At 53.7% G+C, this 24,050-nt stretch carries 16 protein-coding genes and 1 tRNA gene; 11 read left to right on the top strand and 6 right to left on the bottom strand.

The annotated features are described in order from the left end of the window. Positions 1-13 precede the first annotated feature (13 nt). From BLT02_RS02360 to lepB, 3 genes are all read left to right on the top strand, one after another. Positions 14-631: a 5-formyltetrahydrofolate cyclo-ligase gene (locus BLT02_RS02360; protein WP_092991257.1), complete on the top strand. Its 618-nt coding sequence runs from the start codon at positions 14-16 to the stop codon at positions 629-631. Between the two features lie 297 nt (positions 632-928). Then, complete coding sequence (locus BLT02_RS02355) at positions 929-2,437, top strand: AI-2E family transporter (RefSeq protein ID WP_175453650.1); 1,509 nt, start codon at positions 929-931, stop codon at positions 2,435-2,437. 46 nt (positions 2,438-2,483) lie between these two features. After that, positions 2,484-3,302 (top strand): signal peptidase I, encoded by an 819-nt coding sequence (gene lepB / locus BLT02_RS02350; protein ID WP_347474862.1) that lies wholly within the window; start codon positions 2,484-2,486, stop codon positions 3,300-3,302. A 192-nt stretch (positions 3,303-3,494) separates the two neighbouring features. On the opposite strand, the gene BLT02_RS02345 is transcribed toward lepB, so the two are convergent. Further along, positions 3,495-5,039 carry a DUF1576 domain-containing protein gene (locus BLT02_RS02345; protein ID WP_092991255.1) on the bottom strand — a complete coding sequence of 515 codons (1,545 nt, stop codon included), beginning with the start codon at positions 5,037-5,039 and terminating at the stop codon, positions 3,495-3,497. Between the two features lie 280 nt (positions 5,040-5,319). On the opposite strand from BLT02_RS02345, the gene BLT02_RS02340 reads away from it, so the two are divergent. Continuing rightward, positions 5,320-6,459 (top strand): NAD(P)H-dependent glycerol-3-phosphate dehydrogenase, encoded by a 1,140-nt coding sequence (locus tag BLT02_RS02340; protein WP_092991254.1) that lies wholly within the window; start codon positions 5,320-5,322, stop codon positions 6,457-6,459. A gap of 74 nt (positions 6,460-6,533) precedes the next feature. Here the strand turns inward: BLT02_RS02340 and rfbA are convergent, their stop codons facing one another. Together rfbA and BLT02_RS02330 are read right to left on the bottom strand one after the other, a co-directional pair. Further along, complete coding sequence (gene rfbA / locus BLT02_RS02335) at positions 6,534-7,430, bottom strand: glucose-1-phosphate thymidylyltransferase RfbA (protein ID WP_092991253.1); 897 nt, start codon at positions 7,428-7,430, stop codon at positions 6,534-6,536. Positions 7,431-7,726: 296 nt separating this feature from the next. Further along, positions 7,727-7,800: transfer RNA gene (locus BLT02_RS02330), tRNA-Pro, on the bottom strand. Positions 7,801-7,983: 183 nt separating this feature from the next. Between BLT02_RS02330 and BLT02_RS02325 the strand changes: the two genes are divergently transcribed. From BLT02_RS02325 to BLT02_RS02315, 3 genes are all read left to right on the top strand, one after another. Then, positions 7,984-11,745, top strand: coding sequence for an MBG domain-containing protein (locus BLT02_RS02325; RefSeq protein ID WP_092991252.1), 3,762 nt, complete (start codon positions 7,984-7,986; stop codon positions 11,743-11,745). A 368-nt stretch (positions 11,746-12,113) separates the two neighbouring features. After that, positions 12,114-13,043: a TrmH family RNA methyltransferase gene (locus tag BLT02_RS02320; protein ID WP_092991251.1), complete on the top strand. Its 930-nt coding sequence runs from the start codon at positions 12,114-12,116 to the stop codon at positions 13,041-13,043. Continuing rightward, positions 13,044-13,727: an MgtC/SapB family protein gene (locus BLT02_RS02315; RefSeq protein WP_092991250.1), complete on the top strand. Its 684-nt coding sequence runs from the start codon at positions 13,044-13,046 to the stop codon at positions 13,725-13,727. Between the two features lie 250 nt (positions 13,728-13,977). On the opposite strand, the gene BLT02_RS02310 is transcribed toward BLT02_RS02315, so the two are convergent. Beyond that, the gene (locus tag BLT02_RS02310) at positions 13,978-14,883 is read right to left on the bottom strand and encodes a hypothetical protein (RefSeq protein ID WP_139187365.1); all 906 of its coding nucleotides are present in this window, start codon (positions 14,881-14,883) and stop codon (positions 13,978-13,980) included. A gap of 368 nt (positions 14,884-15,251) precedes the next feature. Here BLT02_RS02310 and BLT02_RS02300 point away from each other — a divergent pair, with 368 nt between their 5' ends. The 3 genes from BLT02_RS02300 (at position 15,252) to BLT02_RS02290 (ending at position 20,012) form a co-directional block, all read left to right on the top strand. Then, positions 15,252-17,507, top strand: a complete 2,256-nt coding sequence (locus BLT02_RS02300; RefSeq protein ID WP_092991319.1) for a Tex-like N-terminal domain-containing protein — start codon at positions 15,252-15,254, stop codon at positions 17,505-17,507. 433 nt (positions 17,508-17,940) lie between these two features. Next, positions 17,941-18,663 carry a helix-turn-helix transcriptional regulator gene (locus BLT02_RS02295; protein WP_092991247.1) on the top strand — a complete coding sequence of 241 codons (723 nt, stop codon included), beginning with the start codon at positions 17,941-17,943 and terminating at the stop codon, positions 18,661-18,663. Further along, positions 18,660-20,012 carry a PrsW family glutamic-type intramembrane protease gene (locus BLT02_RS02290; RefSeq protein WP_092991246.1) on the top strand — a complete coding sequence of 451 codons (1,353 nt, stop codon included), beginning with the start codon at positions 18,660-18,662 and terminating at the stop codon, positions 20,010-20,012. The genes BLT02_RS02295 and BLT02_RS02290 overlap by 4 nt, the downstream gene beginning before the upstream one ends. 227 nt (positions 20,013-20,239) lie before the next feature. Here the strand turns inward: BLT02_RS02290 and BLT02_RS02285 are convergent, their stop codons facing one another. Continuing rightward, positions 20,240-21,319 carry an iron-containing alcohol dehydrogenase family protein gene (locus tag BLT02_RS02285; RefSeq protein ID WP_092991245.1) on the bottom strand — a complete coding sequence of 360 codons (1,080 nt, stop codon included), beginning with the start codon at positions 21,317-21,319 and terminating at the stop codon, positions 20,240-20,242. 442 nt (positions 21,320-21,761) lie between these two features. Between BLT02_RS02285 and BLT02_RS02280 the strand changes: the two genes are divergently transcribed. Continuing rightward, on the top strand, positions 21,762-22,316 hold the full coding sequence (locus BLT02_RS02280) for a TetR/AcrR family transcriptional regulator (RefSeq protein ID WP_092991244.1): 555 nt from the start codon (positions 21,762-21,764) through the stop codon (positions 22,314-22,316). Positions 22,317-22,541: 225 nt separating this feature from the next. Here BLT02_RS02280 and BLT02_RS02275 read toward each other — a convergent pair whose 3' ends face one another. Beyond that, positions 22,542-24,032, bottom strand: coding sequence for a DUF1846 domain-containing protein (locus BLT02_RS02275; protein WP_092991243.1), 1,491 nt, complete (start codon positions 24,030-24,032; stop codon positions 22,542-22,544). Positions 24,033-24,050 lie beyond the last annotated feature (18 nt).

Here is a 24,050-nt window from a genome sequence, read left to right as displayed (position 1 = left end):
AAGGAATGTAAAATTGTCAAAGGCTGAAAGAGAATCGGACAGGGAGAATATCCTGGAGCGCAAAAAAAGACAGCGGACGGAAGCCTATAGCAGGAGGAGAAGCCTGACAGAGGAGGAGCGGGCGGTAAAGAGCGCCGCGATCTGCCATTTCCTGCAGGGGATCCCTGCCCTGCGGCAGGCGGAGACTGTCTTTTCCTACGCGGCATCGGCGGTTGAAGCGAATCTGGACGAGATCAATCAGGTCCTTGCTGAACAGGGAAAGAGAGTGTGTTTTCCACTGTGTTATAGTGACGGGATCATGCAGGCAGTCTTTCCGGCCCCGAATGATCCTCAGGCCTGGAGCCGGGGGGCTTTCGGCATACGGGAACCAATACTGGAACGATCCTCTGTCGTTGACCCGGAGGAAATCGATGTTGTGCTTGTTCCCTGTGTAGTATTTGACGAGAGGGGCGGACGCTGCGGCCATGGAAAGGGGTATTATGACCGCTTTCTTGAAAGCATTTCCCCAAATACATTGAAGATCCTGATCGCTTTTGATGTGCAGAAAACGGATGAGGTCGCTATGGAAGTGACGGATGTGCGAATGGATCTGGTGGTGACGGAAAAGGGAATCACCGCAATTCGAAAATGACAGTTTGAGCATGACGGGAGGAGTCATCAGCCGCGGTTCGCTGCACATTTACTGCACTTGTGTCTGAAAACCCGTCATGATATAATCATCTATTGATTGCGCTTTCAGCCGCCCTCTGATCATTTTCTTAGTCAGGGGAATGACAGGGGGATGATAGAAATGATATTGGAATTCAGGGGCTGAGAGCTTTGCAGGCAGCCGGTTTTACAGAAACACACAGTATTTCACGGGATGATTTCAAGGGGAGACCGGTTTGGGGGCCATGTTACTACAGCAGTGTGCATCAGGGAGTATGAGATGGAAAGCATTGTAAAGATGGGAGTGAAAACAAATCCCCGCAGAGCTGGGGAAGGATCACTCCGGACACCTTCAGAAGAAGCACCGGTTTCCAGGGAAGGTCTGTCTGCACCTGCAGCGGCCCGGGAACCGGAAGCAGGAAGAAAGGAAGGCGGAAAAGGGGCTGGATCCGGCAGTGCGGCCGGAGAAGGAAAACTGTCCTCAGAGAAAACGGTTCCTGCTGAAATTCCTGCAGAAATAAAGAGACCGAAGTCCTCCGGGAGAGGTCTGTCAAGGGAAGAGCGGGCAGATCTGAAAAAAAAGAACAGGCACTACAGTCTTATAGCCGCATATGCGGTCGCTACGATCGTAGTCAGCTATATCCTCGTGCAGGCTGCCGGCAATATCGGACCGCTTTTGAAAGTGCTTGGACGTGTTGCGACGACGGTCGGCATGCTCCTGAGTCCCCTCTTCTGGGGATTTGTCCTCGCCTATATCCTGCTGCCGGCATCGGGCTTTTTTGAAAAAAAGCTTCGCAGACTGACATTTTTCAGAAGGAAGCGCAGGGATCCGCACGGTGCTGCTGTCGCCATCACCTGTGTCCTCGCGGCGCTCGTGGTGGTGGTCATTCTTTCTATAGTGGTCTCTTCTATTACCAGGAGTCTCAAGATCGCCAGTCCCGCTGAGATCGTGAATGCCCTGCGGTCTGTCGCGGCTTCGATCAAAAGTCTGCAGAATATAATCACAGAGCGCCTGGCGCAAATGAATATCTCCTCCAATGAAGTGAAAAAGGCTGTCGGGGAGATCGGGGCAAAGATCGCACAGTTTGCAAACGGGCTGAGCAGCAGTCTTACCGGGACTCTGGGCCATATAGGCGGTTTTCTGACCAACCTTCTCTTTACGATTATCTTTGCCATCTACTTTATGCTGGATGCGCGGGGACTCAGAAGGTACTGGAACCGTGTCCTTCTTGCGTTTGGAGGGAGAAAGGCACGCAGAAATTTCCACATTCTGGCAGGGGACGCGGACACTGTTTTTTCAGGATATATCCGTGGGCAGTTGATCGATGCCTTCATTATGGCGATCCTTGTCAGCTGCAGCCTGACCCTGATCGGGGTCCGTTACGCAGTCATTATTGGTATTCTGAGCGGTATCGGCAATTTGATCCCCTACATAGGACCGATCGTCGCCTACGGCTCTACCATTATTGTTTGTCTGGTCTGTCAGGATCTCAAAAGGCTTCTCGTCGCGATCGTCGTGCTTTTCGTGATCCAGACAGTGGACGGAAATGTTATTAATCCCCGTCTGTTGAGCAGCAATGTCGATGTCCATCCAATGCTTGTCATCGCCGCACTCATTGTCGGAGGCGCTTTCGGAGGCATCGTCGGCATGCTCTTTGCCGTTCCGGTAGCCGGATTTTTCAAAATCCAGTTTGAGAAGGGCATTGACTCCCTTGTGCAGAAACGTACAGGCCGAAAGCCGCCTGCGAAGAGAAAAAAAGTCAGAAAAAAGGCACAGGGAAAAGCGTGACGGAGCTCCGAGGGAGATTGCCGGAACGACATAAATGGAAAGAAAAATGGAAGAAATGAGAAGACAGCCGGAAGTAACCGGAGATAATCCGGAAACCGGCAGCCGGGTGCAGTATCCGGAGATAATGGAGATAAGCGGAGACAGTCCGGAGACCGGTGCCGAAAAAGAAAAAGAAGGTGTGGCCGAAGGGCAGATGGAAGACGGGGCAGAGAAGACGCAGGAGAAAACCAGGGCGTCAAAGGAGGCGAAGCGGGAAGCAAAGAGGCGGGCTGTCATCGAGGAGATCATCAGCTGGATAAAATCCTTTGCCATCATGTTCTGCGTCGCCCTGTTTCTGACAAACTTTATTATCATCAATGCGGTTATCCCGTCGGGCTCGATGGAAGATACCATCATGACCCATGACCGCCTGATCGGGGCCCGCTTCAGCTACTGGTTTTCAGAGCCCGAACGCGGCGATATCGTGATCTTTCACTATCCTGTAGATGAGAAAAAAATATATATTAAGCGGATCATCGGTCTCCCCGGAGAGACAGTCCGGATCGAGAACGCCGGGATCTATATTGACGATTCCACAGAACCGCTCCAGGAGGGATATCTGAAGGAGGAATGGGACGTACTCAACGACGGATTTGAATTCCATGTCCCGGAGGGGTGTTACCTGATGCTCGGCGACAACCGCAACTGGTCCGAGGATGCCCGGTACTGGGCGGATAATGCCGTGGAGGAAGGCCTGGCAGATAACCACCAGGAAGCGGAAAAATATGCCTTTGTTGAAAAGAAAAAGATCCTGGGAAAGGCCATTTTTACCTATTTCAGCAAATTCCGGATACTGGTCCACGGGGAATGGTATGCCGGGATGTGAGGGGTAAGGAGATAACAGATCGTTTCAGGACCCGTTTAAGGGCCTGGAGTGAAGAAGATCCAAGACTCGCCCGCGAGTCTTGCGCGATGAAAAAGATAATCCCGTTCGATAATGCTCTGCATGGGGCATTGTGGAACGGGATTTTTCTTTTCAGTGATTCTTCTTTTTAGTACTTTTTCTTTCCAGTAATTTTCAGGAATCTTTCTTTCTTTTTGCCCGGGGGATCCTGGGGGTATCCTTCAGTGTGAGCATATCGCTCAGGTCAATGTGCTGGTTCATGGAATTGCGCGGCCCGGGGATGTAGTTTTCGAGGATCGGGAGGAGGATCAGGGCGGTGATGCCGGCGGTGAACCCGCCGTTGTAGAGCATGAGGCCGCCGTGCAGCGCGTTTGTGGAGGTGCACAGAGCGGCGCAGAGCATGCCGGCCGCGATACCAGCGGCCGCCCCGTACCGTCCGACGATCGGACAGAGACCGGTGGCAAAGGCGGCGCTGTTGAGGTAGGCCTGTGTGGAGATCGTCCAAACGGCATTTCCGCCGACCAGGTGGTTAAAAAGCATGGATAAAAGGGACAAGAGAGGGTAACCTGCCAGGATCGGCCAGACATTGCGGACATGCTGCCCCATCGCGGTGAAGGTGATCGCGGCAAAAATCACACCGAAGGTGGGCCCTGTAAAACCTGCTCCCTCCGTGAAAAGCAGGGCAAGATTGATATAGGCCAGAAACAGGGCGCCGTAAAGCCCGATGTTGATCAGGCACAGGGGCATGCCGTATCTTGCCGCGAAATTACTCTGATAGCCGGTGTCGCGGTACAGATGCCTGATTCCGCGAAAGCTCCTGCCGTTGAGCAGCCATCCAAAAAACAGGCAGCAGCCGAAAAGGATCAGGAAGAAGACATTGCCGAACAGGTGGTAGGAATTGCCGAAACTGGCGTAGACGGGATTTACGGTCATGGGAACTCTGGGCTCGCTGACTCCGACTGTGCGGTACAGAAAGCTGTAGAGGAGGAAGGCGAAAACTCCGCAGGCAAGACCGCCGTTATAGAGATTGTATCCCTTGTGCCAGGTTCTTGCACCCGGAAGGAGGGCGGGGGTGCAGAAGGCAATGATGAGGGAAAACAGGACGGTCAGCAGGACTCCCCGGACCGTCAGGGTCACTCTGATGATCGAAAAGGAATCTCCCAGTGTATAACGGAATAAAAGCTCGCTCACAAATGGGCTGAAACACGTGGAGAACATGCAGACATGCAGGTTTTCATTGTAGTCCAGCTGTTTGACTGTAAGATACAGGAAGGGAGCGATAAAGCAGGGCCACATATTCAGAAAGTTCAGCCCGTAAAAGCAGTGCGCGATGACGAGAAAAAAGCCCGCGAGCGTATTGGTGTGGGACGGACCGGGCAGAAAAAACATGAAGAAAGCCATTGTAAGTCCGCACAGACCGGCATTTAAAAGGGCGGCAGGCAGACTGCCCAGAGAAAAATAATCTGTCACAAGCGGTGCCGGAGAGACCAGAATATGCACGAAATCCTGCCCCAGAGAAGCTTCTGTTCCGGTGTAGTAGGCACCTGCCGCACAGGCTATAAGAAGGAAGGCGGAAAAGCTGAAGGTGATCCCGTCGATGATATTGCTGTTGCGCTTAACCGTGACCTTCGGGATCTTTTTTGCGCCCTGCTGCTTCGCTTTTCTATTTTGCAGACTGACCTTCTGACCTTTGTTGTTCCCTGCGTTCGACCGTTTCATTTTCCTGACTCCAATGAGATGACTGGTGTGCCGTCCTTACAGAAGCGGTGACTTTCCCCGCCGGGTCCGGGGACCCGCCTGCAGATCCGGCGCCCTTATAGAAGCGGGGGCCTTTCCCGCTCAGACAAAAACGTATGATTACTTTTGTACAGCAGCCTGAAACACATAAATGCCACAATAAATGAAACACTTAAACGAAACACAGAAACATAGTGCTTCCGGCTGAATAATATTATATAATAATGATAATGCTTTTAAAATAAAACGAGGTGAAACTGAAATGTATAAAATAGGTGTTCTTGGTGCAGGTACCTGGGGAATGGCGCTCGCGAGGATGCTCTGTAATGCGGGCAATAATGTGACCGTCTGGTCTGCTCTGGGAGAAGAGATCGACGCCTTTTCGTCGACACGCAGGCACCCCAATCTGCCTGATATGGTGATCCCGGACGAGCTGGCCTTTACCAAATCCATTGAAGAGGTCTGCCGGGATAAGGATATCCTGCTTTTTGCGGTTCCCTCTGTTTTTGTGCGCGGGACGGCGGCTGCCGCCGGAAAATATATCCCCGACGGGCAGGTGATCGTCGATGTGGCGAAGGGAATAGAGGCGGATACGCTCATGACCATGTCCGAAGTGATCCGGAGTGAACTGGGAAAAGAGCCGGAAAAAGAGGACGGCGGAGAAGGTGGAGATACCGGCAGGAGAGCTCCCCGCAATGTGAAGATCGTCGCATTGTCCGGACCTACGCATGCGGAAGAGGTCGCGATGGATATGCCCACAACCATTGTCTCCGCCTGTGAGGACATCGCGGCGGCGGAGATGGTGCAGGATGTTTTTATGGGGAGCCCTGAAAAGCCTACCTGCATGCGGGTCTACACCAATACAGATGTCAAGGGAGTCGAGCTCTGCGGCGCGCTGAAAAACATCATCGCGCTCTCCGCGGGCATTTCCGCGGGCCTCGGCTACGGAGACAATGCGCGCGCGGCGCTGATCACAAGGGGCCTGGCGGAGATCGAGAGGCTGGGCGTAAAAATGGGCTGCGTGGAGCAGACCTTCTACGGGCTCGCGGGTATGGGAGATCTCATAGTCACGGCCACCAGCCGGCACAGCCGCAACAACCGCGCCGGTTTCCTGATCGGAAGAGGGGAGAAACCGGCGGAGGCGGTCAAAAAAGTCGGGATGGTCGTCGAGGGAATCAATGCGCTCCCGGCAGCCGTGCGCCTTGCCGGAAGGTATGATGTGGAGATGCCCATCGTCACACTGGTGGATGACATCGTCAACCGGGGAGCGGATGCAGCAGAAACAGCGGCAAAACTCATGGGAAGACGGAAAAAAGCCGAACTGCCCGGCCGCGCGGAGGAATACTATTTTGCAAGGCTCCTCGCGGAGGCGATCCGCAGCAGGCAGCAGGATCAAACCTGAACATGATCACAGGAATCGCGGATCCGTCATAAGGACGGATATAAAACCTGGAGAATTAGCCGGAAGGTTAAGAATCAGGTATTCAGGTCAATATATTTTCCGTCCAGGACATCCCTGAGGTACTCGCCGTACTGGTTCTTTTTCAGAAGCTCATAGGCTTCGAGGACATCCTCCCGCGTGATCCAGCCATTGTGGTAGGCGATCTCCTCCAGACAGGCGATCTTGCGGTGCTGGTGCTGCTCCATTGTTTTGACGAAGTTCGTGGCATCCACCAGGCTCTCGTGGGTCCCCGTGTCAAGCCAGGTGAAGCCCTGCCCGAGCAGCTCCACATGCAGCTCGTTGTTCTCCAGATAGATCCGGTTCAGATCGGTGATCTCATATTCGCCGCGGGCGGAAGGCTTCAGGCCTTTGGCGTACTCCACGACGCGGTTGTCGTAAAAATACAGGCCGGTCACGCAGTAATTGCTCTTTGGATGGACGGGTTTCTCCTCGATAGAGACGGCGCGCCCCTCCTGGTCAAATTCCACGATGCCGAAGCGCTCGGGGTCGTCTACGTAGTAGCCGAAAATAGTCGCGCCCCCGCCTGACTCCGCTTTTTGCACGGCGGCGCGGAGCCTCTTCTTCAGTCCGTGTCCGGCGAAGATATTGTCTCCCAGGACCATGGCCGCAGAGTCATTGCCGATAAATTCTTCCCCGATCATAAAAGCCTGCGCCAGACCGTCCGGCGAGGGCTGCGCCTTGTAGGAAAGATGAAGCCCGAACTGATGACCGTTCCCCAGCAGAATCTCAAAACGGGGCAGGTCCTGGGGGGTGGAGATGATCAGGATGTCGCGGATCCCCGCGTTCATCAGGACGGAGATCGGATAGTAGATCATGGGCTTGTCGTAGATCGGGAGCAGCTGCTTGGACGTGACCATGGTAAGAGGATACAGCCTGGTGCCGGAGCCGCCGGCGAGAACGATGCCTTTCATGGGATTTTCCTCCTATTTTCCTCTTGTGCTGTGAAAGACTTTCTGACAGAATGCGGATGCTTTCGGATCAAAGGTTTGACTGCGGGATTTTTCTTTTGCTGATTTTGTTTGTAAACGCATAATAAACGCAGTGGTGTTCTGGTTTATACCGTTCTGTCCAGTACCATGATAACACATCCTCTGCCTTATGTGGGGGATAACCTTCAGGCGCGGCAGACTGAAGCCGCCGGGTTTTTGGAAATGAAAAATCCCGGAACCGCATGTTCATACAGTTCCGGGATTGCCCCTGCCAAGAGTCGAAGCGACGGGATTCGAACCCACGACCTCTGCGTCCCGAACGCAGCGCTCTACCAAGCTGAGCCACGCTTCGATATCAGGAATTTCCTTTAGCATATCTATTTTATGCGAGTATTCAGAAAAAGTCAAGCAGAAAATTAAAATTTGACCTGTGCGCGACCTGTGTGCAGGTGCATATAGATGAAAACGTTACTTTTCAGACCATTACTGCATTGAGAGGCAAGTATAGTCATCGAAGTAAAAGGAGGGATTTCCAATGAAACAAACCGGAGCAACAATATGTCGGCTTTTATCTGCTTTTGCTGTGGCGGTACTCCTGCTGATTAGCATGCGGGCGCTGTGTCTGTCTGTCAGGGCAGAGTCGGTCCCGGACGGCAAGAATTATATTAAAGTCGTAGTGCATGATACTAATAAGGCTACGGCTTTTAACAATATTAGTTCCAGCAACAACAGTGCCGGCTATCTGGTGGTTCCGACTAGAAAACAAGACGGAACCACCGGTGAGACATGGTCTGCGAGTGTGAAAGCGGGCGAATGGGATCAGAACGGTGGTACCTGGGAATATACTAAAGAAGATGCGGCGAACGGTGTTATCACCGTGAGCCCTAAGTGGACGGAAAAGTCAAAACCCGGGATCCTTACCGAGCCCGTCGGAAAGGAACTGGACTATTCCGGCGCTGCCCGGGAGCTGTGCTCCAGGGGATCCGCGGAGGGGGGAACGATGAGGTACGCCATCGGCGATAAAGACGCTCCTCCGACGTCCGGCTGGAGCGAGGAGATCCCCGTGAGGACCGACGCGGGAACCTATTATATCTGGTTCAAGGCCGCGGGTGACACGGAGGATTACTGCAGCGACCCCGGCTGCACCGTCGCAGAGATCAAAAAGGCGAAGCTGACGGTCACGGCGAGGCCGAAGACGATCGTCTACGGGGACGCACCGGCGAACGACGGCGCGGACTATGCCGGCTTCGTAGGAGATGACACGGAAACCGCGGACGGCGTGCTGTCCGGCGGACTGGTCTTTGACTATACCTATAGGCAGTATGACGACGTCGGTATTTATATGATCACACCCAAAGGGCTGACAGCGAAAAACTATGACATCGCCTTCGACCCCGGAAAACTGATTGTGAAACCGAAATCCATCAAGGGTGCCGATGTGAAGGTGGACCAGACGGAAAGGACCTATGACGGATCGCTCCAGACAGTTGCTGTCACCAGAGTGAGCATGGACGGCCTGAATCTTAACGGCAGCGATTACGAAGTGGCCACCGGCGCGGAGGGAAAAGACGCGGGTGCCTATTCCGTGCTCATTGTCGGAAAAGGAAACTACAGGGACTCGGTATACAGGCAATGGAACATCGCCAAAAGGGCGGTCTCGGTCACGGCGATTGATCAGATGATCAAAGAAGGCGCCGGAATCCGGACCGGAACAGACATGGTGACATTGTCTGACGCGGTCTCAGGCCACAGCCTCAGCGCGGTCACTATGACGGTAGAGGGTAGAAGGATCATTCTGTCCGGTGCCGTGATCCAGGATGCTGACGGCAGCGATGTGACGGGCAATTACAATATCACTTACCATAATGGCGCCATAATCGTCATCCCGAAGATCAGTTACAGCGTCACCTTCAGAGTGGAAAACGGCGCATGGGATGACGGCGAGGGAGATGATGCGACAGCGGACAGGACCGTGACCCTGGAAGGCCACGAGGGCGACAAGCTGAAGCTGGAAAAGATGCAGATCCCCTCCGCCGGCAGCAGGCCCAAAGACAGCACGTTCATGGCCGGAATCTGGGACGTGGAGCCTGACGAGAAGACCGAAATCAAACAGGATACGGTCTATATCTACACCTACGCGAAGAAGGAACCAGCAGACGTCACAAAGGCGCCGGCTGCCCGGAACCTTACCTACAACGAGCAGGCTCAGGAGCTTGTCATCGCAGGGGAAGCCTCCGGCGGTGAGCTGAGGTACGCGCTCGGCAAAGACCTCAACACGCCTCCTTCCGCGGACAAATATTCCACAGAGATCCCTGCCGGAACCGGTGCCGGGACCTATTATGTCTGGTATAAGGTCTTTGCAGACGACACTCACCTTGACTCGCCGGAGGCCTGCTTTGCCGTGACGATCGATCCCGGCGATTCCTCAGGCAGTCCGACAGGGCATGAGGACGGCCTCACCTACACAGGCGAAGCCCAGGAACTGGTCCGTCCGGGCACCGTCCAGGGCGGCACGATGCTGTACGTTCTTGGAAAGGACGCCTCAACGCCTCCTGAGGACAGCCTCTTCACCGAGGAGATCCCGAAGGGAATCGACGCGGGGGACTATTATGTCTGGTACAGGGTTGCCGGCGACGCCAACCACAATGACGTCCCGCCCGCCTGCCTCACAGCCGTGATCAAAAAGGCACCTGTCACACCCACGGTCTCCATCACCGGATGGACCTACGGTGAGGCTGCCAACAAACCTGGAGTGGACGCGGCAGGCAATCCCGGGAACGGGGACGTGAGATATGAATACAGCACGGACGAGGGCATCGGTTATACAGATCAGGTCCCCGCTGAAGCCGGCTCCTATTATGTACGGGTCCTGGTCGCCGAGACGAAGAACTACAAAGAAGCCGTGTCAAAGCCGCTGGGCTTTGCCATTGCCCGGGCCTCTATCACTATCTCAGCCGACAACAAGTCCGGCATCTACGGGGAGGACCTGCAGGCCCTCACCTATACGGTGGGCGGCGCCTATGTGGCCGGCGACGAGCTGGGCGTCAGCGTGGCGTCCGGGGTGAAAAAGGACTCTGATGCGGGGACCTATCCCATCACCGTGAGCTGGAATGAGAACAAAAACTACGACGCGCAGCTCGTTGACGGCACCTACACCGTCCGGAAAGCCGCCCTCGACACGGCGTCCGCCGGGAACAGCGGAAAGCCCGCTGCCAGATCCGGACTTACCTATAACGGAAAGAACCAGAAGCTCCTTTCCGCTCCGGCAAAGCTCCCTGACGGCTGCGCGAAAATGCAGTACAGAATGAGCGGAGCCGCTTCCTGGTCAAACTCCATCCCCACTGCCGTGAAGGCCGGGACCTATACGATGGAATACAGATATGTGGGGGATAAGAACCATAAGACTTCCGCAGCCTTCCGGATCAAAGCATCCATCGCCCGGGCGAAGATCACGATCACCGCTCAGGACAAGACCGGCCCGCGCGAGACATCCATCAAAAAGCTCACCTGGAAGGTGACCGGCGCTTATGTCTCCGGGGACAACCTGGGCATCAAGGCCTCCACCACTGCCAAAAAGCCCTCCAAACCGGGGAAATACAGGATTTCCGTGTCCTGGAACAAAGATCCCAACTACACAGCCACGCTGAAAGACGGCACCTACACCATAACCGACAGGATCACCGGTGCCGAGAACGCGCGGACAAAGATCAGCCTGAACGCCGGCCTCAGGGCATGGTGGGACGGCGAGGCGCTGATGGTTTCCTGGGGGAAGGCGGAAGGCGCCGGCCGTTACGATGTCCTGGCTGCTTACTGCGGAAAGGACGCTCCCAGACTGGTCAGGGGGGTCAGCGGGAAAAGCCCGGCAGTCATCAAGATCACAAGGCTGAACGGAAAGAAAATCGACCGTACGAAAAATATCAAGGTCAGGGTCATCGCGTACCGGAAGGTGGAAGGACAGGACACAAGGATGGGCGCGAGCATCATCGCCCATGTGACCGGGGGCCGGGGCAGGACCAGCGGTTTTACGAATGCCAGAAGTGTGACCGTCCAGAAGGACAGTTACACGCTGAGGATCGGAAAGACCGCCGCAATCAAGGCGAAGACCATTCCTGAGATCCAGGGGAAGAAGCTGCTCGAAGAGAATCATGCCGCCAGGTACCGCTACGCCTCTGACAACAAGAAGGTCGCCGAGATAGACGAAAACGGAAAGATCACAGCGGTCGGAAAAGGGACCTGCCATATTTACATTTACGCACAGAACGGGACTTCCAGAAAAGTCAGCGTGACGGTGAAGTAAACAGTAAACCGGTGGAGAGATGTGCGGCCGGCCGCAGGCCGGCTGCCATACCGGGCTGTCCATGATCGAATGATGTAAGGACACACCATGACCCCGTCCGCGGAGAAGCGCGGGGGAAACAGATCGCAAAAAGGGACGGTCCCCGTTCCACTTCAAAGTGGACCGGGAACTGTCCCCTGCTTTGTCAAAGAACCCTTATCAAAGAATCCTTATCAAAGAATCCTTATCAAAGAACCCTTGTCGAGAACCGCTGCAAATTCCCATTATAAATTACACCGGCAAATGATGTTGGCAAATCCGGCGAATGGGAGTATACTTTCGGCTGTAGTCTTTTCTGTTACAGGAATAAAGGGAAAAGTAGTATTTAGATGAAGGATCTGATTTCTGTCTCCGGTCTGGAGGATCAGGGACTGGAGGTCTATACCAGGCTGTCTGAGGTACAGCTGAAGCACTATTATGAACCAAACGGCGGGCTTTTTATCGCGGAGAGCCCCAAAGTGGTCATGCGCGCGCTGGACGCGGGCTGTATTCCGGTTTCTCTCCTTGTGGAGGACAGGCATGTCCGGGGGGAGGCGGCGGAGGTGATCGCCCGCTGCCGGAGGTGCTGTGAGGAGATCCCGGTCTACGCGGGCCGGTATGAAGTCCTGACAAAGCTGACCGGATATGCACTGACCAGGGGTGTCCTGTGCGCGATGAGGCGTCCTCCCCTGAGAACGGCGGAGGATATACTGGACGGTGAGGGGGATGCCTTTCACAGAATCTTAAACGGAGATTCAGATTCCGGGCAGGGCCGCCCGGGGCGGGCGCGCAGGATAGCTGTGCTGGAAAATGTGATGAATCCCGCCAATGTGGGATCGATCTTCCGGAACGCTGCAGCCCTGGGAATAGATGCTGTCCTGTTGACGGATGGATGCAGTGATCCGCTTTATCGCAGGACCCTCAGGGTCAGCATGGGCACAGTTCTCCGGATCCCATGGGCCTGGATCAGAGGATCCCTGGAAGACTGGGGCAGTTCAGGGCTCCGGCTTTTAAAAGAGCGGGGCTACCGGACGATCGCCATGGCCCTCAGAGAGGACGCAGTCGGGATCGGAGACCTGCGTTTAGGAAAAGAGGAGAAGGCGGCAGTGATCCTGGGTGCCGAGGGTGACGGCCTGCTGCCCGGGACGATCAGCGCAGCTGACAGCGTAGTTATGATCCCCATGGCGCGCGGTGTGGATTCTCTCAATGTTGCCGCCGCAAGCGCAGTTTCTTTTTATGTATTTGGAAGTTATAGTTCTGGAAGGGAAGAGGAAAAATAAATGTCTTTTATCGATGTTGTCTTTAAAATACTGTCGGAGGGATACCCGCCCTCGGAATATCAGGGGAAAGGAATCGCCGCAGCGATGATCGCGGCGGCGCTTGTCAGTGTCTATATTTTCTTCTGTTACCGGCTCACAAGGCGGAGGTCTCTGTATTCCATGAGCTTCAACCTCTCCCTTCTGGCAGCCGCGCCTGTGACAGCGGCGCTGATCCTGCTGATGAGCCAGAATGCCATCGCTTCCATCGGCGTCGTGGGAGCTCTTGCGATCATCCGCCTCAGAGGCGCTGTGAAGGAGCCGATGGACCAGGTGTTTATCCTTTGGTCAGTGGCGAGCGGTATTTTTATCGCATCAGGCATGTGGAGGATCGCGATCGTCACCACTGCTGTCATGACAGCGACAGTGATCCTTCTGGATTACCTGCCGATCGGCAGCGCTCCCCTCATTCTCACTGTCTATGGGCATCCGGGAGACGGAGAGGATATTCAGAAAGCCTGCCGCCAGATCATTGAGAGCTGCTGCAGCAAAGTCAGGAAGATCTCCACAGGCCGGACAGACGGAAAACAGATGCTGGTCCTGCGTGTCGCTACCAGACAGCGCCTGCGCCTGATCAATGAGATCGCAGCCCTTCCGGCAGTGGAAAGCGTGACGCTTCTGGAGCAGAGCGGAGAAGTATCTTTCTGATCTCAGGCCCTGCTGAGCAATAATCTGTACATTCTGCTTTAACCTTATGGTTATGTCTTTCAGATTTCAGGGCGGCCCTTTTTTATCTGGCTATGTCTTTCAGATTTCAGGGCGGCCCTTTTTTATCTGGCTATGTCTTTCAGATTTCAGGGCGGCCTTTTTAATCTGGTTATGTCTTTCAGATTTCAGGGCTGCCCTTTTTTCGGGTTTATTTCAGGGATAAAGAGCCCTGACTGGTTCCGCTCTTCGCTTATTTATCCTGACGGAAATAATACAGGGACAGCTTCCTGATCGTGCTGCTGTCCTCTTCCGTTTCTATGAGCATGAGCTCTGCCAGTTCCTTCTCTTCGGCTTCCGCCAGGACAGGAATCTTGTCTATATCCTGAAGTCCGTTGGAAAACCGGTATTGAACACTGCAGGTGCCGTCGGCATATTTTGTCATTTTGTAGATCGAGGGATCTGTTCCGAAAACTGTCGTCAGGTCTTTGAGTGAGTCGTTTAAGCCGAAACCGAATGAGGTCTCCAGGGATGCTCCGCTGTCCGAAGCTGCAGAAATACCACAGACAGTACAGGAGGAGAGGGCAGAGGGATTATCCGAAAAATTGGCCAGACAGACCCGTATCTTTTTATCACTGGAACGGGCTGTACTGAAGACGGAGTTTTTCTGCGCCGAAGCCTCTGTGGAGACAAGATCGAAAAACTCATAGGAGTATGCCCTGACTGCGGGTTCCCAGCCTTTACTGCTTTCCTGACCGGACAGGGCAGGCTCCCAACCGGCGGCGGTAAGTTCCGAGAAGCTGCAGGGCAGCTGCAGGGTGACACCGTCAAGAGTGAAGCGATAATAATAATCAACGGTCTCGGCATTGAGCAGCTCGCTTCCTGTGCCTTCGAGCATGACTGCTTTTTTTCTCCGGGCCAAAGCGGAATCGGTTTTTTTAATTCCGGACCCTGTTTCTTCTCCAGGCTGTGCGGCTTCAGCGGCCGTAGACCCGGAACCTGTCATATCAAGGGAAGCCTCTTCATCGAGATCCGGCGTATACATCGTTCCCGTTCCGGAACAGCCGCTGAAAAGAATAACAGCTGACAGAAACAAAGCGGCAGCGCGCGCGGCGGGCAGAACGTCCGTCTTTTTTTTAGGATGATCAAAATGACTCATATACAGAATACTCCTGTCTGATTTATAAAAACATTGAAATCCGCCGGCCGGGCAGCAGATGTTCATGGGTCGGGAAACCGGCACGATATCAGAAGCCATTATAACACAAGAAATTAACGGTTACTATTCCCGGCCTGCGATTCCTGATAAATGTTTTATGTGCTGTTATGTTTTTTATAACAATGATTTTTACGCTTTTGCGATAATGTTTTTTACGATAATATTTTGTGATAGTACTTTTATGATCATATTCGCGGAGGAAACTGATTTTGGAAGAGACAAAGAAAACAGTCAGCAATAATGAATACAATAATAATAAAAATAAAGACGGAGAGGCAAAGGTATCTTCCGGGAATCCTCAGGAAGGGATCCTGAAGACGATCGCCGGGGAACTCGGGGTCAGGCTGTGGCAGGTGGAAGCAGCGGTGGGACTGATCGATGAGGGAAATACGATCCCCTTCATTGCCAGATACCGGAAGGAGGCAACAGGAACACTGGATGATGAGCAGCTGCGCACTCTTGACGAGAGGCTCAGATACCTGCGCAATCTGCAGGAAAAGAAGGAGAAGGTGCTCGAGAGCATCGAAGCGCAGGGAAAGCTGACTGCACAGCTGCGCGCCCAGATCGAGTCGGCGCAGACGCAGGTGGCGGTCGATGACCTCTACCGGCCCTTCAGGCCGAAGAGGAGGACCAGGGCCGGAGTCGCCAGGGAAAAGGGACTGCAGGGACTGGCGGACTGGCTCCTTTCCCCGGGAGCGGACCACGATGCTCTGGAAGAGGCAGCGAAGTATGTCTCTGAAGAAAAAGAGGTCCCCACAGCTCAGGAGGCACTGCAGGGCGCCCGGGATATACTGGCAGAGACAGTTTCGGACAACGCCGATTATCGGACATGGATCCGGGAATGCACTTCCCGGGACGGCTTCCTGATCTCCGCAAAAAAGGAAACGGCAAAAAAATCTTCAGAGACAAAAGCGGCGGAAGAAAAAACCTCCGAAGGAAAGTCTGCTGAAAAGAAGAAGGAGACCGGGGCGAAAAAGGCTTCTGAGAAGAAGGGGCCGGCAGCGGAGGACCGGAGTGGGGTCTATGAGATGTATTTCTCCTACGAGGAGCAGGTCAGCAGGATCCCCGGCCACCGCGTGCTCGCAGTGGGACGCGGGGAAAAGGAAGGATATCTCAGCGTAAAGATCGATGCCCCCCGTGAAAAGATCCTGAATTATCTGGAGAGACAGGTCATCCGCAAAAAGAAGGGGCAGGCAAATCCCTGGACGCAGCAGATCCTGCAGGAGGTGTGCGCGGACAGCTATGACCGCCTGATCGGTCCGGCTATAGAGAGGGAGATCCGCAGTTCCCTCATGGAAAAAGCGGAGGATGGGGCGATCGTCGTATTTAAACAGAATCTGGAACAGCTGCTCATGCAGCAGCCCGTCGCGGACAGAGTGATCCTGGGATGGGATCCGGCCTTCCGGACAGGCTGCAAGCTGGCGGTCGTAGACGCCACCGGCAAGGTCCTGGATACGGCGGTCATCTACCCCACGGAGCCCCAGAACAAGGTGCGTGAGGCAGAGACTGTGCTCCGGAAGCTCATCGACAAATACGGGATCACCCTGTTTTCCGTGGGAAATGGCACTGCTTCGAGGGAATCGGAAAAGATCATCACCGATTTCTTTAAAAAAGAAGGCAGACCGCTCCAGTATGTCATTGTCAATGAGGCGGGGGCTTCGGTCTACAGTGCCAGCAAGCTGGCAACGGAGGAATTCCCGCAGTTTGACGTCGGACAGAGAAGCGCCGCATCGATCGCCAGAAGACTTCAGGATCCCCTGGCGGAACTCGTCAAGATCGACCCCAAGGCCATCGGCGTCGGCCAGTATCAACACGACATGAACCAGAAAAAGCTCGACGGGGCCCTGGAGGGCGTGGTGGAAAAATGTGTGAATATGGTGGGGGTGGATCTCAATACCGCCTCAGCGCCCCTCCTTTCCCACATTTCCGGGATCAGTGCCCAAGTCGCGAAAAACATCGTGGCATGGCGGGAGGAAAACGGAAGCTTCTCTGCGCGCAGACAGCTCCTGAAGGTAAAAGGCCTGGGGCCCAGAGCATATGAACAGTGCGCGGGCTTTTTGAGGATCCGCGACGGCGTCAGCCTTCTGGACAACACCGCTGTCCATCCTGAGAGCTATGACGCGGTCCTCACTCTGCTGGAGCTTCTGCAGGTCCCCATGGATACAGCCTCCCTTCGGAAAGTGAAGAAAATGGTTCCTGACACCGCAGCCGCGGCAAAACGCCTGGGGATCGGGGAGATCACCCTGTGCGATATCCTCGATGAACTGGAAAAGCCCGGCAGAGATCCCAGACAGGACATGCCGGCTCCGGTCCTGCGCAGCGATGTCCTTTCCATGGAAGACCTCACCGAGGGAATGAAGCTGAAGGGAACTGTCCGCAACATCGTGGACTTCGGCGCTTTTGTGGATATCGGCGTCCACCAGGACGGGCTGGTACACATTTCAAAAATGAGCAGGAGGTTTATCAAACACCCCCTGGAAGTGGTCAGTGTTGGAGACGTTGTAGAAGTCACTGTTCTTGCGGTCGATGTCAGAAAGAAACGGATCTCCCTGTCAATGATCTGACTTATAAAAACCCCTTTGTCCCGGAGCCTGCCTGCAGCCGGGACAAAGGGGCAAAGGGGAAATATGAAAACCTGTTTTTCACAGGCACCTTTACAGGAAAACCTTATTTGGAGGGAATAAGAGGCTTCCTGAAGGCTGATTACATCCTAATTGGAAAATGTGTAGGGAATGTGAAGAACACGTTTAATAAGTGTGATGAAAGCAGCGAGGAAAAGCCGAGGGAGCGTTCGTGCGGGCAGCCGCCCATGGAACTGAAGTGTGATGATGTAAGGGATAAGGAAGGCGCCCCGGACATCGCTGTTGACGAAAAATTTTTTTTACGGCATAATATAATATATGGGAGGTACGAAGTGCTTCCGGCGGGTTTAACGGGGCGGAAATGCTGCCCCAGGCTTTCACAGACTGCAATAGTCACCTGTAAGGGAGGTGAAACATGGTCAGTAACAAGAGCAGGCTGCTCAGGCTTTACCGCTATCTTTACGTCAACACGGATGAAGATCATTTTACCACCAAGGCGGAGATCATGGACGCTCTCAGGGACGAGGAGACGATCTATAGCAGGCAGACAGTAAGGGATGATATAGATACGCTTTCAAAAGAAGGGTATGATATCGAGACAGTCGTCAGCTCCGGAAATTTCTACTATTTCCGGGACCGGGAGTTTTCTCTGGAAGAGCTCCGCATGATCGGAGACGCAGTCCTCTCTTCCCGCTTTATCAGTAAAAAACAGAAAAATACGATCCTTAAAAAACTGAAGAGGTTCTGCAGCAAATATCAGGCGGAGAGTGTGGAGCGCCACCTGATCTCAGTAGAACCGCAGACGGGCGGGGATGCCCGGGTGTATGAGATGGTCAATACCATCAATGACGCCATCAATCAGGGCAAAAAAATCAGCTTTCAATACAGTGAGACCGATGCCGTAAAAGCCGGCCGCCGCAGGAAAAATGCAGATGAACGGATAGTGACTGTCTGTTCTCCGTTTGACCTGGCGTGGGATGGAAAGAACTTTTATCTGACTGCCTGGTCAGATACAGAGGAAAAAACCCTTCTTTATGAGGTGAATCGTATTGTCAGTCCGGTCATTCTGGAGGCTGCAGCGGTTCCGGTACCAAAGAACTTTAAATCAGAGAGCTTTGTGCAGGAGATGTTGTCATGAATCTGACTATTATTTTGATCGCTGCCTACCTTCCGCTTTTCCCCCTTCTGTTTCTTATTTTGAGATCACGATCCTTTGGTAAGGGAAGCCGGAGGATTTTCTTCAAGCTGCTTTTCCTGGGACTTCTGGCAGCTGTCCCGGCATTTTTGATGGCAGCCGGAGGGCTGGGCGCAGCAGCTGTTATTTTCCGCCTTTTTCCGGAAAATGCGGAGGGAAAACAGGCTGCGCTGTTCTCAGTGCTTCTGCGCTATGTGCTGGCAGGAGCTTTGATCGAAGAGGCCTGGAAACATTTTATACTGCGTATATCGACCTGGAAGCAGATGACGATGGAGACTGTGGGAGATGGTATTGCGGCTGCCGCAGTTGTCGGGACTGCCTTTTCCGCAGTGCTCTATCTGGCCTGGCAGGCAGCTTATCATGTGCTCCCTCCCGATCTTGAGATACTGCGCAGTGCCATGCCTGACTTTCTGAGCGCAGGACCTGTCGCCTCATTTATTCATGCGCTTTTGTTCATCCCCTCTCATTTCGGGTACGCGGGGCTGATGGGTGTTCTTTATGGTTTCGCAAAGGGTTCGGAACAGAAAAAACACGCAGGCAGAGCGGGCTTTATGCTCACTGTCAGTTTCTTGCTGGCAGTGCTGGTGCACGGGGTGATTGAATCCCTGGTTGGTTACGGCTTTGTCACCGGGCAGAAGCTCTGGCTGATCCTTGGTTTTGCCGCCGAGGCTCTGCTCGCCTTTCTCATGGCGTCTGCTCTTGTCGCCGTCCGTGATTCGTCTCTTGAAGCTGCTCTGGGACAGGATGAACCTGAACCTCCGGTGGAGTTTGCGGATTCCGAAGAGTTTGCGGATTTTGCGGAAGCAGAGGGAATGTCTGCTGCGGAAGCAGAGGGGAGTCCCGTTGCAGCACTGGAAGGAAGCGGCCAGCAGGACCTTCTGGAGTATGCAGATGCGGATACGGGCCCGGGAACCGGCGCTTCAGACACAGCGATGGAAACCGGCGCTTCAGACACAGCGATGGAAACCGGCTTTTCAGACACAGTGATGGAAACCGGCGCTTCAGACACAGCGATGGAAACCGGCTTCTCAGACACAGAGACGGGAGCCGGAGATCAGGCGAGTTCTTCGGGGCCCTGGGACAAGGACGCAGAAGCCGGGAACGGCAGTCCTTACAGCCCTCTGGAGTTCGGATCTGCGGATCCAGAGGAAAGAACGGATGACGGCCTGCAGAGTGCTTCGGAATCCGGCTTACTGGACACGGAGGATCTGCAGGAACCTGACGACCTGAGCGGACCGGATGACCAGAACCCGCCGAATGATCCGGTGACGACGGATCCGGAGTTCCGGTAGACGATAGACGGGGACTTTTCCTGACCGGCGTGTGACCCAGGTGAAAACGACATAAAAACCGGCATGGAGTCTGTACAGATACGATACAGAGCCGTGCCGGTTTTGCTGTCTTCTGATGGATTATTACGATTATTTCCGTTCAGTCCGGACCCTGTTCGTCGAGCCTGGATTTTGCCCGCGATGCCGGGATCCTGTGGGGCCGGCCGGGCTGTTATCCTGCCTGAAAATCAGAGCCCGGCGATTCTGTAGAGAGCAGCTTCTGTGACGCCGAATGGAGCAAGAGCAAGCTTTGCGGGACTTCCCAGAGTCGAGGAGATGGATTTCAGGAGTACCGGGACGGGAACTTCATCTCTGCCGCAGGTTGCCCTGTAATGATCCTCCAGAGCATCAATATCCGCAAATCCGGCGGCATTCAGAAGATATGCGGTCTCACCGGGATCTGTTTCACGAAGATATCCTGTCAGGAAGTAGCCGCAGGCCTTGCCATGCGGCATGCCGGTCTCAACAGTCACCGGATAGCTCATTCCATGGGGCAGGGTGGTCGCGGTGTGCGCGATGGCAATGCCTGCAAACATGGAGGCGAGGAGCATGTCATTGCAGTTTTCAAGGGTCAGGTCTGTTCCATTGTAGACAGCCTTGCGGCTGCGGCGCCACACTTTCAGGCCGGCATCTACGCACATACGGCTGCAGTCGGTAGCCTTGGTGTTCAGCCAGCTTTCATAAAGGTGGCAGAGGGCATCATAGGAGGTGTCTGCAATGACCCGCCTGGGGGCGGAGAGCAGATATCTGCCGTCGAGAAGGGAGAGCCGGGGAAAGATTTTGTGGGGGATCGATCCCTTGGAGCGGAGATTGCTGCGCGTGAGGACAGAGACTGCAGTCACTTCCGAGCCGGTTCCGCAGGTCGTGGGAATGCAGACGACAGGGAGAGCGTCTGTCAGAGCAGTGCTGTCATAGAGATAATCGGCACCTGCATCCTTCTGACGGATCATAAGGGCGATCGCCTTGGCAGCATCCATGGGGGAACCTCCGCCGATCCCGATGACAAAATCCGCTTCTTCCGCTATGCCCCTGTCCCGTCCCTTCATGACAGTGTCCACGGAAGGGTTTTCTTCGACTTCGTTAAAGACAGCAGACGCCACTCCATGATCATCGAGAGCAGCCTGCACATCGGCAATAGAGCCGTTTTGGAAAGCGCTGTGCTTACCGGTCACGATCAGGGCCTTTTTTCCGAAAGAGGCAAGTTCTTTTGCATGTTTGCGGACGCAGTTGTTTTCACAGTACACTTTTGCAGGCATATAAAAATACATCGGGATTCTCCTTTCACTAATTCCAGTAGAGGCTCTGAGGCGGCCTCCGGCCTTGTTTCCTGTTTTTTATTGTAACAGAATCCGGTTTGTTCGCAAGGTGGTCCACAGGAACTGTTTTTTTTAACGAAGGCATGGTTGTTTACGCCGGATGTTCTGATTATAATTATCAGTAATTTTATAATTATCAATGATAATCCATAAACAATACTTATAAATCGACCATGCATTTAAACAATAAAATACATGTATTCCGAGTGCTTTGTCTACAGTTGCGAAAAACCTCATCTATTTAATTGATTGTGACATTTTTGTGGATGGCATTGTTTATAGTTAATACATTGTCTATGTTCAAAGAGTTTGCTTTTTTTTATAATCGATAATGATATAGTTAATAGTCAGCCATTGAGCTGCCGTAGGCTAATCGGAAGCTGGAGGTACAATAATGACTGTAGGAGATGCAAATACAAAGCTTGAAAGCGCGTTTTTGAAACTGATCATGGAGAAGCCCTTTGCAAAGATCACAGTAAACGATATTGTTGAGGAGGCGGGTGTCCACAGGAATACATTTTATTATCACTATCAGAGTATACCGGCTATGCTGGGGGAGATCTGCAGAAAAATGGTTGCAAAGATGTTTGTGCTTTATAAGGATGTTCAATCCACGGCCGACTGCATCCTTCCCCTGGTCCGTTATTCTAAAGCAAACAGGACGGCTATCCTGCACGTATATAATTCAGAAGCCAGACCTATTCTTATGGATTATATTCGCCAGATCTGCAAATTTTCAATTGAACGCTACATTGACAATGTGACTGAAAAGACAGGAATCAGCAGGCACGATAAAGATATCATGACCCGCTTTTATACAGCAGGCCTGGTCGGGGTATGGACAGACTGGGTGGAAGACGGCATGGAGACGGATTCCTCGGAGAGCTTTATCCGGATCAGTAACATTCTGGAACGGACAACCCTGGAAGCCTTTTCTGTACAGAAATAGGGGTCAGCGTTTTTTAGATATTGTCAGCAAAAGTCCCGGATGCGGTACAGCGCACCCGGGACTTTTTTCATGCAGCAACCTTTATGCAGCTCTTTCATGCAGCAGCTTTTTCATGCAGCAGCCTTTATGCAGCAACTTTTGTTCAGCTGTTTTCATGCGGCCATTTCCTGCAGCTGGTCCATACAGCATGTTATGCATACAGCAGAGCGGAAACGGGTGAAAAGATCAGCGGATCGTTTTGTGATAAAACTTATTGCTCTCGTAACGCGCCTCGCAGGTCAGGTTAACGCCCAGTTTTTTGAAGACGCCTTCGTCGATCTGGGAGAGAATGACGGAGGAGTGGGCATCCAGCCCGGCCAGAAGAGGCAGGGCGTCAAGGGCTTTTTTGGCATCATTGTCCTCTACGGCGGTTATGGCCAGAATGATGAGGATCTCATTGAGATGGAGAAGGGGATTGCGTTCTCCCAGGTGGCGGACCATGAGACTCTGGCTGGCCTCGATCATGACAGGAGAGAGAAGTTTGACATCCTCCGGAATATTTGCCAGGTATTTCAGTGAATTCAGCAGCAGGGCGCTGGAGGCCCCCAGGAGCGAAGTGGTACGTCCTGTCAGGATCGTGCCGTCCGGCATCTGCATGGCTGCCGCGGGGCCCCCGGTCTCTTCGTGACGCACATTGGCGGCCATGATGACCGGACGGTCACTCACAGATATATCGGCCTTTTTCATCAGAAGCTCGATCTTAAAGACGGGGGCATCGGAGGCATTTCCCTTGCGAAATTCGCAGAGCGCCTGACAATAACGCCGGATGATCTCCTGTCTGGCGGCGTTGCTGCAGACTTCATCATCGCTGATGCAGAAGCCCACCATATTGACGCCCATATCCGTGGGGGATTTGTAGGGAGAAGTCCCCTGGATCTTTTCAAAAATGGCATTGAGGACAGGGAAGACCTCGACATCGCGGTTGTAATTGACTGCAGTCTCTTTGTAGGCATCGTAATGGAAGGGATCCATCATGTTGATGTCGTCGAGGTCCGCGGTCGCAGCCTCATAGGCGAGGTTTACAGGGTGCTTCAGAGGCAGGTTCCAGACCGGGAAGGTCTCAAATTTGGCATAGCCCGCCTTGATCCCGCGCTTGTTCTCGTGGTAGAGCTGGGAGAGGCAGGTGGCCATTTTTCCGCTGCCGGGTCCCGGCGCGGTGACGACGACCAGGGGCTTTGAGGTCTCAATATAGTCGTTGCGGCCGAACCCCTCGTCGCTGACGATCAGCGGGATGTTGGAGGGATATCCGGGGATCGGATAGTGTCGGTAGACCCGCAGACCGAGGGCCTGGAGTTTCTTTTCATAGGCGATGGCGGAGGGCTGGGCGGAGAAGCGGGTCAGAACGACGCTCCCGACCAGGAGTCCGTTGGAAGTAAAGGCGTCCACAAGGCGCAGCACATCCATATCATAGGTGATGCCCAGATCGCCGCGGACCTTGTTTTTTTCAATATCTGCCGCGTTGATGGCGATCACGATCTCGACCTGGTCCCTGAGCGCCTTGAGCATGGTGATTTTTGAGTCGGGAGCAAAGCCGGGCAGAACTCTTGAAGCGTGGTAGTCGTCAAAAAGCTTGCCGCCGAATTCCAGATAGAGCTTGCCGCCGAACTGCGCGATCCGCTCACGGATGTGAGTCGACTGGGTTTGAAGATATTTTTCGTTGTCAAATCCGATCTGCATGCTGTCCCTCCTTCTGAA

The organism is Sarcina sp. DSM 11001, from assembly GCF_900101015.1.
In the GTDB taxonomy this organism is placed as follows: domain Bacteria; phylum Bacillota; class Clostridia; order Lachnospirales; family Lachnospiraceae; genus CAG-791.
This window is presented reverse-complemented; position numbering and strand designations above follow the sequence as displayed.